The 12,708-nt window shown below is 40.0% G+C and carries 15 protein-coding genes; 4 read left to right on the forward strand and 11 right to left on the reverse strand.

Going from position 1 to position 12,708, the window contains the following annotated elements:
- Positions 1-12 precede the first annotated feature (12 nt).
- Genes PNEUHYL_RS07365 through PNEUHYL_RS07380 form a run of 4 tightly spaced genes read right to left on the reverse strand, consistent with a single transcriptional unit; the run spans position 13 to position 2,607 of the window.
- Entirely contained in the window at positions 13-693 is a 681-nt protein-coding gene (locus PNEUHYL_RS07365) for a M15 family metallopeptidase (protein WP_059366671.1), read from the reverse strand.
- A gap of 2 nt (positions 694-695) precedes the next feature.
- A complete protein-coding gene (gene dapE, locus PNEUHYL_RS07370) occupies positions 696-1,829 on the reverse strand; it encodes a succinyl-diaminopimelate desuccinylase (protein ID WP_059366674.1) in 1,134 nt (377 codons plus the stop codon).
- Between the two features lie 27 nt (positions 1,830-1,856).
- On the reverse strand, positions 1,857-2,201 hold the full coding sequence (locus PNEUHYL_RS07375) for an ArsC family reductase (protein WP_059366676.1): 345 nt from the start codon (positions 2,199-2,201) through the stop codon (positions 1,857-1,859).
- Between the two features lie 7 nt (positions 2,202-2,208).
- Positions 2,209-2,607 carry a helix-turn-helix domain-containing protein gene (locus tag PNEUHYL_RS07380; protein WP_059366678.1) on the reverse strand — a complete coding sequence of 133 codons (399 nt, stop codon included), beginning with the start codon at positions 2,605-2,607 and terminating at the stop codon, positions 2,209-2,211.
- Positions 2,608-2,787: 180 nt separating this feature from the next.
- Between PNEUHYL_RS07380 and PNEUHYL_RS13445 the strand changes: the two genes are divergently transcribed.
- Complete coding sequence (locus PNEUHYL_RS13445) at positions 2,788-2,943, forward strand: hypothetical protein (RefSeq protein ID WP_164703641.1); 156 nt, start codon at positions 2,788-2,790, stop codon at positions 2,941-2,943.
- Positions 2,944-3,156, forward strand: coding sequence for an excalibur calcium-binding domain-containing protein (locus PNEUHYL_RS07385; RefSeq protein ID WP_059366681.1), 213 nt, complete (start codon positions 2,944-2,946; stop codon positions 3,154-3,156).
- A 48-nt stretch (positions 3,157-3,204) separates the two neighbouring features.
- Here the strand turns inward: PNEUHYL_RS07385 and htpG are convergent, their stop codons facing one another.
- The 5 genes from htpG to PNEUHYL_RS07410 all read right to left on the reverse strand — a co-directional run bounded on the left by htpG (position 3,205) and on the right by PNEUHYL_RS07410 (position 8,179).
- Positions 3,205-5,085 carry a molecular chaperone HtpG gene (htpG, locus tag PNEUHYL_RS07390; RefSeq protein WP_059366683.1) on the reverse strand — a complete coding sequence of 627 codons (1,881 nt, stop codon included), beginning with the start codon at positions 5,083-5,085 and terminating at the stop codon, positions 3,205-3,207.
- A 125-nt stretch (positions 5,086-5,210) separates the two neighbouring features.
- Positions 5,211-5,753 (reverse strand): OmpW family outer membrane protein, encoded by a 543-nt coding sequence (locus tag PNEUHYL_RS07395; protein WP_059366685.1) that lies wholly within the window; start codon positions 5,751-5,753, stop codon positions 5,211-5,213.
- Between the two features lie 57 nt (positions 5,754-5,810).
- A complete protein-coding gene (locus PNEUHYL_RS07400) occupies positions 5,811-6,320 on the reverse strand; it encodes a SprT family zinc-dependent metalloprotease (RefSeq protein ID WP_059368840.1) in 510 nt (169 codons plus the stop codon).
- Between the two features lie 56 nt (positions 6,321-6,376).
- A complete protein-coding gene (gene metK / locus PNEUHYL_RS07405) occupies positions 6,377-7,531 on the reverse strand; it encodes a methionine adenosyltransferase (protein ID WP_059366688.1) in 1,155 nt (384 codons plus the stop codon).
- A 78-nt stretch (positions 7,532-7,609) separates the two neighbouring features.
- Positions 7,610-8,179 (reverse strand): anthranilate synthase component II, encoded by a 570-nt coding sequence (locus PNEUHYL_RS07410; protein ID WP_059366692.1) that lies wholly within the window; start codon positions 8,177-8,179, stop codon positions 7,610-7,612.
- Between the two features lie 41 nt (positions 8,180-8,220).
- On the opposite strand from PNEUHYL_RS07410, the gene PNEUHYL_RS07415 reads away from it, so the two are divergent.
- Together PNEUHYL_RS07415 and PNEUHYL_RS07420 are read left to right on the forward strand one after the other, a co-directional pair.
- Entirely contained in the window at positions 8,221-9,210 is a 990-nt protein-coding gene (locus PNEUHYL_RS07415) for an aminodeoxychorismate synthase component I (protein WP_110890449.1), read from the forward strand.
- Positions 9,210-9,776, forward strand: coding sequence for an aminotransferase class IV family protein (locus tag PNEUHYL_RS07420; RefSeq protein ID WP_059368841.1), 567 nt, complete (start codon positions 9,210-9,212; stop codon positions 9,774-9,776). Before PNEUHYL_RS07415 ends, PNEUHYL_RS07420 begins: the two co-directional genes overlap by 1 nt.
- Positions 9,777-9,861: 85 nt before the next feature.
- On the opposite strand, the gene PNEUHYL_RS07425 is transcribed toward PNEUHYL_RS07420, so the two are convergent.
- Positions 9,862-10,467 carry a cation diffusion facilitator family transporter gene (locus PNEUHYL_RS07425; protein ID WP_026215441.1) on the reverse strand — a complete coding sequence of 202 codons (606 nt, stop codon included), beginning with the start codon at positions 10,465-10,467 and terminating at the stop codon, positions 9,862-9,864.
- 22 nt (positions 10,468-10,489) lie between these two features.
- A complete protein-coding gene (gene rlmKL, locus PNEUHYL_RS07430) occupies positions 10,490-12,640 on the reverse strand; it encodes a bifunctional 23S rRNA (guanine(2069)-N(7))-methyltransferase RlmK/23S rRNA (guanine(2445)-N(2))-methyltransferase RlmL (protein WP_059366700.1) in 2,151 nt (716 codons plus the stop codon).
- Between the last annotated feature and the right edge of the window lie 68 nt (positions 12,641-12,708).

The raw sequence follows: 12,708 nt of genomic DNA on the forward strand, positions 1-12,708 counted from the left end.
ACCGCACTTTTGCTATACCATAAATTGTTCAAAAATTTGCTCTATATATTTCCGCAAAATATCCTTTCCGCCAATTTCTTCATTTTGCCAAGCATGTAATAAAACCTCAGATGAAAATTGTGCCCTCGCCTGCTCCGCTAAGGGTAAATAGCTAATATGCCAAGGTTCACGCCCCATTTTTTTGCCTATGGATTGCTGCATAAACGGAAGCGCAAAATCGAAGTGCGGTAAATTTTTAACAAGAAATTCACTTAACTCGCAAAAATAGCCGCCTTTTTCATATTCCCAAGGTTCAAGCTGTAAGGATTGCCCTTGTGGTAACAGATCCGGATCGAAAATATCAATTTCCGTTCCCCAATGATGCCGACTCCCGCCCGGCAACGCCGACCAACGTAAAATAGCTTGGCATTTTTGCCAATCATCCCATAATGTGAGATCCAAGCTATGACCGTCATCATCATGTACTTTACGCTCACCGCTAAATTTACCGTTCCAAATCAACTGTTGGCGTTGAAAATCTCGAAAACTACTTGCCGGTTGTAAATTAAAGCCATTTTTGACCGCACGTTGCTGCAAACTTTGAAATGCTTTTACGGCTTGTGCCTGCAAAAAATGGTTTATTGAATGCGGAGTGGGTAAATTCACTAAATGTTCGCGCGATTTTCCCGTGAGCATTTCCGAAGTTAATTTCATGTTTACTTATCCAATAAATTCACTAACATTTGATGATAAATTTGACCGCACTTGCCGAGCTCTTCTACGCTCACACATTCATTCACTTTATGAATAGTGGCATTAAGCGGTCCAAACTCCACCACTTCCGCCCCCATTAAAGCGATAAAACGCCCGTCGGATGTGCCTCCACCGGTTTCGAGTTTCGGTGTGATACCGGTTATTCCTTGAATACTATCCACCAACGCATTCACCAATTTACCCGGTTTGGTTAAAAACGGTTTACCGGAAAGATTCCATTCTATACGGTAGGTCAAACCGTGTCTTTCCAACATTTCCGTCACCTTTTGCTTAATCAGCCCGTCAGTGATTTCCGTACAGTAGCGTAAATTAAACTGTACATAGAGTTCACCCGGAATCACATTATTACTACCGGTGCCTGCCTGAATATTAGCAATTTGCAACCCTGTCGGCGGAAAAAACGCATTACCGTTATCCCATTGATAGGTGGTGAGTTCTTGTAAGAATGGCAACGCTTTATGAACAGGATTATCCGCTAAATGAGGGTAAGCTACATGTCCCTGAATCCCCTGAATATACAGATTACCGGTGATAGAACCACGACGGCCGTTTTTTACCACATCACCTAAGATTTGCGAACTTGATGGCTCCCCCACCATACAATACGTAATTTTTTCGCCACGTTCCATCAAGGTTTCTACCACACGAACCGTGCCGTCTTTTGCCGAAGCCTCTTCATCAGAAGTGATTAATAAGGCAATGGTGCCTGCGTGATGAGGACTGACTTTCACATATTCTTCCACCGCCACAATCATTGCAGCCAACGAGCCTTTCATATCCGCCGCTCCCCGCCCATAAAGCCTATCTCCGACAACTTCTGCAGCAAAAGGAGGATAATTCCATTGATATTCGTCACCAACCGGCACCACATCCGTATGGCCGGCAAAGGCAACCACCGGCTCGCCTGTACCGTGCTTTGCCCAAAGATTTAAGGTTTCATTAAAAGGAAGCCATTCAATTTCAAATCCGAGTTTTTCCAAACGCTCCGCAATCAATGTCTGACAGCCCTCATCATTCGGGCTGATGGAAGGACGGCGGATTAAGTCCTGCGCTAATTGCACGATCTTTTCTTTCATAAAAACACCTCAAATTTTAACCGCACTTTAGGCAAACGCTTTTTCGTATTCTTTCTCATTAAACCCAATTAATGCCTGATTGTCCTGCATAATAATCGGGCGTTTAATTAATGTCGGGTTATCCATAAGCACGGAAAGTGCGGTCGTTTTTGACAAGTTTTTTTTAATTTCCCCATCGAGGTTTCGCCACGTTGTACTCCGTTTATTCACCAGATTTTCCCAACCGAATTGTGCTTCCGCCTGTTGTAAAAATGCCGTATCCAAACCGTCAATACGATAATCATGCAGTTTGTGCTCAATATTGTGATCCGCAAGCCATTTCAATGCTTTTTTCACAGTATCGCAATTTTTAATGCCGTAAACGGTAATCATAAATCACCTATTTTCCTATATTTTGTTTTAGTAAATTAATTAACTCTTTGAGATTTTCTAATTCATGATCTTTTTGGGCTAATAATTCATCTTTATGTCTAAGTTCTAATTCTAGTTTCTCAATTTTAAATTCTGCCTCTTGATGACCATAATAATTATTACGGAAGTGATTCTGGTTATTTTCTCCTCCAATCAATATCACACCATTATCATTAGGAGATAAAAGATCAATTAAATCAATTTGAAAAACAGAAGCAATTTGTTTAAGTTTATGTAGGCTAAGATTAGTTTCACCACGTTCAATTTTTGCATAGCCCGTCACTGACATATTCATTCTTTCCGCCATTTCTTCATGCGACCATTGATTTAATTCTCGAAAAAATCGCACTTTTTCATTTATTCCCATTTTCTCTCTCCTCACATTGTCAAGTAACAAACAGTATAGAATATTGTAACTATTGCAATCTTCTTCATAATAAACACCTATTTATAATATTAAAAGAGGCTCGCCCCCTGCGATTTTAACCTAAAGTCATCAAGGTGTCGTGCATAATTCGTAGTAAGTTTAATTCACATTGGAGTATATATGAAAAAGATCATTATGATTTTATTAGCTACATTTACATTATCTACATTTTCATCCTTTGCTAATGCAGGAAGCTGCGATCATAGTTGGCAACAGGCGAAAGATGGTTCTCGTTGTGGCGATCGAGCAGCTGATCGTCGTCCTGGAGGAAGATAAATGAAAAAAATCTTACTAGGTGTATCACTTTTTACTCTTTCTTATGATTCTTTAGCTGCTAGAGTTAGATGTTCTGACTTTGCAACTCAAGATGAAGCTCAACAATATATGAGAGAAAATGGTGCAAATTATTTGGATAGAGATAAAGACGGTGAAGCTTGTGAATGTTTACCCGGTGGTAGCAAATACGGATCGTCTGTTTGTCGTCGATAATTTGATATTACATATAAAAAAGAGCGGTCAAATTTGACCGCTCTTTCTTTAACTTAGTAGAGAATTAACCCGTTTAATAAATGCCACCGGATTTTCCAACGATCCGCGTTCGGCAAGCATTGCCTGTTCAAGTAACAATTCGATCCAATCAGCAAATTGTGTTTCGTCAGCAATATCGGCGACTTTTTTCACTAAATGATGTTCCGGATTAAGCTCAAAGGTATATTTCACTTCCGGTACAGGCTGACCGGCAGCGGCAAAGAGTTTTGCCATTTGGGTAGTCATTTGATCGTTACCGGTCGAAACTACCGCAGGGGTGTCCGTTAAGCGATGGGTTAAACGAACCTCCTTCACACGATCGCCTAGCAAGGTTTTCACTCGTTCAACAAAACTTTCAAAGGCTTTATCCTGCTCTTTTTGTTCCTCTTCGTCTTTATCCGCTAAATCGCCTAAATCCAAATCCGCTTTGCTGATAGTTTGTAACGGTTTGCCGTCGAACTCTGTTAAGTAGCTTAACATCCATTCATCAATACGATCGGACAATAGTAAGACTTCAATACCTTTTTTGTTGAATAATTCTAAATGCGGGCTGTTTTTCGCCGCCACATAACTATCTGCCGTAATGTAATAAATAGTTTTTTGTCCCTCTTTCATCCGAGAAACATAGTCCTCTAAAGAAACGGCTTGTTCGCTGCTGTCATTATGAGTAGAAGCAAAACGTAACAATTTCGCAATGCTTTCTTTATTGCTGAAATCTTCCGCCGGCCCTTCTTTCAAGACTAAGCCAAATTCTTTCCAGAATTGTTGATATTTTTCCGCATCGTCTTTTGCCAATTTTTCCAACATTTGTAGAGAACGTTTGGTTAAGGCTTTGCGTAATGCTGCGGTAACCTTATTGTCTTGTAAAATTTCACGGGAAACGTTTAACGGTAAATCGTTACTATCAATTAAACCACGCATAAAACGGAGATAATTCGGCATAAATTGTTCCGCATCATCCATAATGAATACACGTTGAACATAGAGTTTCAATCCATGTTTATGCTCACGATTAAATAAATCCCAAGGGGCTTTGGACGGCACATAAAGCAAGCTGGTGTATTCCTGATTACCTTCCACTTTATTATGCGCCCACAAAAGCGGATCGGCAAAATCGTGGCTTAGGTGTTTGTAAAATTCTTTATATTCTTCATCGGAAATGTCATTTTTGCTACGTGTCCAAAGGGCATCTGATTTATTGATTTTTTCCCATTTTTCACCGGTTTCTTTTCCTTCATCATCGTATTCTTTGGTTAGCATTTCCACCGGAAGACCGATATGATCAGAATATTTGCCAATCACATCACGCAAGCGCCATTCATTTAAAAATTCTTTTTCATCCTCACGTAAATGCAAAATCACATCCGTACCACGGGATTTTTTCTCAATATCGGCAACCGAGTATTCCCCTTCTCCGGCAGATTCCCAGAGTACGCCTTTACCCGCTTCCTCGCCCGCTGCACGGGTTTTCACCGTCACTTTATCCGCAACAATAAAGGCAGAATAGAATCCCACACCAAATTGACCGATAAGTTGGCTATCTTTGGCTTGATCACTACCGAGGGCATTCAAAAACTCTTTTGTTCCGGATTTCGCAATAGTGCCTAAATGATCGATAACCTGATCACGGGTCATACCGATACCGTTATCACTGATAGTTAATGTGCCTTTCTCACTATCAAAGCTAATACGTACACGTAACTCCCCGTCATTTTCATAAAGAGCCGGATTCGAAAGCGCTTTAAAACGGAGTTTATCCGCCGCATCGGAAGCGTTAGAAATTAATTCGCGTAAAAAAATCTCTTTATTGGAATAAAGAGAATGAATCATTAATTGTAATAATTGTTTGACTTCCGATTGGAAACCACGAGTTTCTTTGTTTTGAGACATAGATTTTCCTCATAAAATGAAATAAGTAAAAATTGAATGTCACAGATATAAGAATGAAAACGGAATTTTCAAGGGGGAAAAGAAAAAAGAGCGGTTGATTTTACCGCTCTTTTAAGGAAGACAAATTAGAATTCGTAACCCACGCCTAATTTTGCGCCATAATTATTGACTTTGGTATCCTCATAAGAACCTAAACGATTATATTCTACTCCACCATTTACATACCAATTTCCACTTAATTGATATTTTGCTCCAGCGACTAAACCATAACCAAATTTAGTTTCGGATTTATCTTCAAAAATATCCACAGCACGGTTCGTGACTTTAAATTGGTTAGCTGAAAGACGAGCACCAACATAAGGCGTTATTGTAGAATTGAGATCAATATCATAGATTGCTGAAAAGCCTAAGCCTTGAATTTTAGCCGTAGTATCAATCCCTGCCGTTCCTGAAAACTTTCCATGATGGGTATAATCCACTGCTAAACGAACATTCCCTAATTTATAGCCTACAGAAATACGAGGTTCTACTTTAGTCTTATTAAGATCAGAATAAGATGTAAATTTTGTTTTTGATACACCTAAATCACCCTGTACATACCAGTTTGCACTTGCGCTGGAAGCTACAACTAATGTACCGATAGCTAATGCTAATAATGATTTTTTCATTGGATAACTCCTATATTATTGAGGGTAAAAACCGATTGGAGTGTAACATAATCTAAATTAGTTATCATCCATCAAAACCAATTTCCCTTTGCATTTTCGACACAAATATTCTACCCCCTCTTGTAAAATTCGATTATGGCGGCGAATACTCAAAAAATGTGTTTGGCAAACACAACGATATTCAAAAGTTTTCCCTTGAACATTTTGCACATCAAATTGATGACAAGTCTCTGCGGGCAAATGAAAAATCCCGTTCATCACCCCTTGCCATTCTTTGCCATGGGGCTTAACACGTCCGAATACTTGATACACAATTAAATGCGCCAATTCATGGGGAACCACTTGATGAATAAACTCATACGTATTTTCAAGCAATAAAGTGCGGTTAAATTTAATTTCGTTTTTTTGCAAATGCGCCACGCCGGCTTTCACACCCCGTAAATCATAATTTATCGTCGGCATTGGAAATTCACGTTTAAAATAAGTTTCTGCAAGGCGTAAGGATTCCGCAAGTTTGCGCTGAACCTGCATTTTCAAATGACGAAACCGAGTTTGTGATGATTGCATAGAATTCAGAAAAATAAAAACCGCCAAAATAGCGGTTTTAATCATTTATGAGGGCGTTATTTTAAACCTGCCGCCGCGCGTAATTCTTCCGCACGATCCACTTTTTCCCATGGGAATTGTTCACGACCAAAGTGACCATAAGCAGCGGTTTCACGATAAATCGGTTGAATTAAATCAAGCATTTTGATTAATCCGTAAGGGCGCAAATCAAAAAATTCACGTACTAATGCCACCAATAATTCATTTGCCACTTTGCCCGTACCGAAAGTTTCCACCATAATTGAGGTCGGTTCTGCCACACCAATAGCATAAGAAAGTTGAATTTCACAACGATCCGCCAAACCGGCAGCCACAATATTTTTCGCCACATAACGCGCCGCATAAGCCGCCGAACGATCCACTTTTGACGGATCTTTACCAGAGAATGCACCGCCGCCATGGCGTGCCGCACCACCGTAGGTATCCACAATAATTTTACGGCCGGTTAAACCGCAATCCCCCATCGGGCCGCCGATAACAAAACGACCTGTCGGATTAATAAAGAATTTAGTGTCTTTTGAAAGCCATTCGCTTGGTAATATCGGTTTGATGATTTCTTCCATCACCCCTTCGTGAAGATCTTTTTGGTTAATATCTTCCGCATGTTGGGTTGATAGAACAACCGCATCCACCCCGACAATTTTGTTATCTTCGTATTTTAAGGTTACTTGGCTTTTGGCATCCGGGCGTAACCAAGCTAACTTACCGTTTTTACGTACTTCCGCCTGTTTTTGCATTAAACGGTGAGCATAAGTAATGGCTGCAGGCATTAATACATCGGTTTCATTTGTGGCGTAACCAAACATAATACCTTGGTCGCCGGCGCCTTGATCCAATGGATTTTCACGGTCAACACCTTGGTTAATATCCGCAGACTGTTTACCAATAGCATTTAATACGGCACAAGAATGACCGTCAAATCCCATCTCGGAATGTTCATAACCAATATCACAAATCACTTTTCGGGTGAGGTTTTCGATATCTACCCATGCTGAAGTGGTGATTTCCCCGCCCACTAACGCCATACCGGTTTTTACATAGGTTTCGCAAGCGACACGGGCTTTTGGATCTTGTTTTAGAATTTCATCAAGTACTGCATCAGAAATCTGGTCGGCAATTTTATCTGGGTGCCCTTCAGACACGGATTCCGAGGTAAATAAATAACTAGACATAGTTTCTCTCTTTTTAATTTGGATGTATTGACGTATAGACGGCTATAATACGAATTTTAGATGAAGAATCAAGCACTATTATGGGGTAATATTTAACCAATTTCGTAAAATTTGCTCTCCGTATTCGGACATATAAGATTCCGGATGGAATTGCACGCCATAAATCGGTAAAGATTGATGAGCCATCGCCATCACCACATTTTCATCACACATGGCGGTAATCTCTAATTCGTGAGGAAAATTGTCAGCCTTCACCGCCCAAGAATGGTATAAGCCGATATCAAATTCCAGCGGCAAACCTAAAAACAACGGCGAATTTGACCGCACTTTTAACCTCCGTTTTTGCCCGTGGCGAACTTGATCGAGGTTATAAAGCGTTCCGCCAAAAAACTCACATAATGTTTGATGCCCTAAGCATACTCCAAGAATTGATTTTTGCCGATGATACCGTTCCAACATTACAAAAAGTTGCGGATAAGCCCGCGGCACATCAGGTCCGGGAGAAATTAAGATATGGCTATAGGATTCGGGTGTATTTTCTTGTAAATCTTCTACATTGAGTACATCAAAAAGCACACCAAGGCGACGAATCAGTTCGACTAAATTGAAAGTAAAAGAATCGTGATTATTAATGATGAGTAATTTCATAACTGTTCGGCTTTCGTTATAATCGGGCAATTTTACTCGAAATTAGAAATAGCACAATGCAACATTTTATCCGACAAGCCAATCATTACGGGGCAAAATCCGCCCCTTTCTTTTTTTTGATTGATTTTGAACAACAAAAACCGTTAATTTTTCCTTTAGAAGAAGCAATTCAACAAGGTATTCTTTTTGATATTTTAGGGAAAACCAATATCAACGAGCAAAAAGATTTCTCCACAAATATTCATTTTGAAAAGCACCCGATTCCCCTTTCCCATTATCAACAAGGTTTTGAAGTTGTGCAGAAAGAGATTCAAAAGGGCAATTCTTATTTGTTAAATCTCACTTCGCCCACTGAAATTTCGGGTAATTTTTCCCTTGAACAGATTTTTTATCAATCCTCTGCACCTTATAAATTATGGTTAAAAAATCAATTTGTTTGCTTCTCACCGGAATGTTTTATCAATATTCAAGATAACAAAATTTTCACTTATCCGATGAAAGGAACAATTAATTCCGCCCTCCCCAATGCAGAACAGCAACTGCTAAATGATGAAAAAGAACTGCGTGAGCATTACACCATTGTAGATTTAATGCGAAACGATTTAGCCATGGTGGCGACCAATATTCAGGTCACAAAATTTCGCTATGTCGATCGTATTGCGACACAAAAAGGCGAAATTTTGCAGACAAGTTCGGAGATTTGCGGCGAACTAGATGAACATTGGCAACAAAATATTGGCAATATACTTGCCACGTTATTGCCTGCAGGCTCGATTAGTGGCGCCCCCAAAGAAAAAACCGTGCAAATTATTCAACAAGCGGAACGCCAACCCCGAGGTTATTACACGGGCATTTTTGGTCTTTTTGATGGTAAAAACCTACAAAGTGCAGTAGCTATTCGCTTCATCTCTCAAGTGAGTGAGAAATATTATTTTCACAGCGGTGGTGGTATTACCATTCAAAGCCGTTTGGAAGATGAATATCAAGAATTACTCGAAAAAGTCTATTTTCCGATTGAGGAGACAAAATGATGTTTCCCTTATTTGAAACCCTTGCCATTGAACAGGGTAAAATTCAAAATATTGAATATCATCAAGCCCGTTATGAACAGAGCTTACGACAATTTTACGGCAAAAGTGCGGTCAATATTTTTAATCTTTTTGAATTAATCCAAGTGCCGCCCCACTTACAAAATCATCTTGTACGTTGTCGTGTTGATTACAATGCCGAAAGCACCCAAATTCAGTACGTTGAATACACACGGAAAATCTACCGCACTTTTCAACCAATTGTCTGTGACGAAATTGATTACAGTCTGAAATATGCCAATCGGGATTTACTCAATTCCCTTTTAGCTCAGCGGGGAAAGTGCGATGAGATTATAATTATTAAAAACGGAAAAGTGACGGATTGCTCCATCGGTAATCTTATTTTTCGTCAAGGCGATCAATGGCTCACATCGGATACGCCATTATTAGCCGGTACACAACGGGGAAAATTATTGCAGCAAGGCAAAATTAGAGAAACCACAATTTATGCACAAGATATTGAAAAATATGATGAAATTAGGCTGATTAATGCGATGAATGGGTTGTGAGCTATTTTATATCCATAGAGTGTATCATTCACCCATGTAAGAAATATTTTTTATTCATGAAACAATATTTCACAACCCTCGATTGCTATTTTAATTCCCCCAAAGCTTGTAAGATAATCGCTTTAGACGCTTGAATCGCAAGAAATGAGAGGATAAAAGCAACAACTAAATCAGGGTATTTGGATTGTGTAAAATAAACCACTACACCTGCCAAAATAACCACCAGATTCCCCATTGCATCATTTCTTGTACAAAGCCAAACACCACGCATATTACTATCTCCTTCTCGGAAACGGTAGAGAACCCACATCGCAACAAGGTTAGTCAATAATGCAAGGGAGCCAACAATACTCATTTGACTATAGTGAGGAATTTCGCCATAGAACCAACGGTATATAGTAGTAAAAAGAATGAACATACCGAATCCCCCCATTGTTACCCCTTTTACTAGAGAGGCTTTGGCACGATGAACCAACGCCATCGGTAGAACATATAGACTGATTAAATAATTGGCACTATCTCCAAAAAAATCTAAGCTATCAGATAATAATGACGTTGATCTTGATGTTATACCTACGAGAATTTCCACAAAAAACATTGCGAAATTTAGCCCAAAGGCAATCCATAGAGCTTTACGGTATTCTGAAGAGATGTGAACAGGTGTTGAATGACAACAGTTTGAGCATGACATTGTAATCTCCGTGAATTTAGAATTAGCTAGCGTAGTTTTTCTCAGTAACCAACCAACAATTATGAATTTGTTTATTGCGTTCAAAATCCAGTGGTAAGGTTTTGTGGGAAATTTCCACTGCACTTAACCCCAATGCCTCCAGCCCGGCAAAATCCATTTTGAAGCCCCGTTTATTATTAGAAAAAACAATGGTGCCGCCCTGACGTAAAATACGTTTTAAATTTCCCATTAATTTGATGTGATCTCGCTGAACATCCCAGTTTGTTTCCATTCGTTTTGAATTGGAAAAAGTAGGCGGATCCACAAAAATTAAATCAAATTGACGATCACATTTTTCCAACCATTGCAAACAATCCGCTTGAATGAGTTGATGTTGCTTGCCTTCAAGATCGTTGAGAATCAGGTTTTGTTCCGCCCAGTTGAGATAAGTGTTCGACATATCCACCGTCGTAGTGGATTTTGCCCCGCCCAATGCGGCATGAACGGTAGCTGAGCCCGTATAGGCAAACAAATTCAAGAAATCTTTCCCTTTTGCCAACTCCCCCACCATTTTTCGGGTAAGGCGATGATCCAAAAATAGCCCGGTGTCCAAATAATCCGTTAAATTTACCCAAAGTTGTGCGCCGTATTCGTTCACATAAAAATACTCGCCTTTATTGGCTAATTTTTCATATTGATTCGTGCCTTTTTGTTTTTGGCGGACTTTTAAAATCAGCTTGTTGGTTTCTACGCCGGTCACGTTTAACGTTGCCGTCACCGCATCCAATAAACGTTGGCGTGCTTTATTTTCATCAATATTCTTCGGTGCGGCATATTCTTGCACCACAATATGATCGGCATAACGATCCACCGCTAAATTATATTCCGGTAGATCGGCATCATAGAGACGGTAGGCATCCAAACCTTGTTGCTTTGCCCATTTTTCAATTTTCTTGATATTTTTTTGTAGCCGGTTGGCAAAATCTACTGCCACAGTGGGAGAAGAGCGGTTAAATTCAAGGGAATTTTCGACCGAGTTTTCATCCGCCTTGTGGAGTGAAATTTGATAATTTTTTTGCACGCAATCTAACGGCCCGTTTTTTGCTTTGAATTGTCGGTTTGCACGCATTTTCAAACAATCCAACAAGGTGGATTCACTACTAAAAATTGAAGCATTCCAGCCGCCAAATTCTTTTTTCAAACGTTGTCCAAACACAGAATAAAGGGCAATCAACGCCGGTGTCGTGCCTAAACGTTCACCGTAAGGCGGATTACAAATCACCGTGCCCACCTCATTTGAAGTCGGATTGGTGAGTGCCGCCACATCACCTTGCTGCCATGTTATCAAGTGGGCAACACCGGCATTTTTCGCATTGTGTTGGGCTTTTTTTAACACACGGTGATCGAGATCAAAACCATAAAAGTGCGGTTGAATTTCAACTTGTTTTTCTTGTGCCAAAATAATGGCTTCATTCTTCACTTTTTCCCATGCCTGTTGGTTGTGCCCTTTCCAAAAATCAAAGCCCCAATGTAAACGATATAATTGAGGTGCAATATTGGCTTCCATTTGTGCCGCTTCAATCAAAAGTGTGCCCGAACCACACATCGGATCCAGCAACGGAGTACCTGCTTTCCAACCGGAACGCAACACAATGGCTGCCGCTAAAGTTTCACGTAAGGGGGCTTGTCCCGTTTCTTCACGGTAACCACGCAGATGCAAGGCTTCTCCGCTCAAATCCAAAGAAATGACTAATTCTTCTCGGTTTAAATAGGAATGGATACGCACATCCGGTTGGGCTTTATCTACATTCGGACGTATTTTGCCCTTGCGTTCAAAGTGATCCACGATACCATCTTTCACCCGCATTGCACCAAACTGAGTATGGCGAATTTCTTGATTGGTTCCGTTGAAATCCACAAAAAAAGTGATACGTTCATCAAAATAATCCAACCAATTAAAGCCGGAAATCGCCGCATATAAATCTAAATCGCTATAAATTTTGGTTTCGATCAAGGGCAATAAAATGCGTGAGGCAAGACGCGACCAAAGCAACGTTCGGTAAAGTGTTTCATCATCGGCATGGAAATGCACACCGCCTTGTACAACTTTTGTCTCAAGCGCGCCCAGCTCGGTTAGTTCAACTTTTAACAGTTCTTCAAAGCCACGGGATGTGGTGGCGAATAGGTGTTTCATTAAGGATCTCTATAAAAAAATTTGGCGAATTATAGCATAATCTGAAGTATTGAATTCAAATCACCTCT

The sequence above is a fragment of the Rodentibacter caecimuris genome, assembly GCF_001019715.1.
GTDB lineage: Bacteria > Pseudomonadota > Gammaproteobacteria > Enterobacterales > Pasteurellaceae > Rodentibacter > Rodentibacter caecimuris.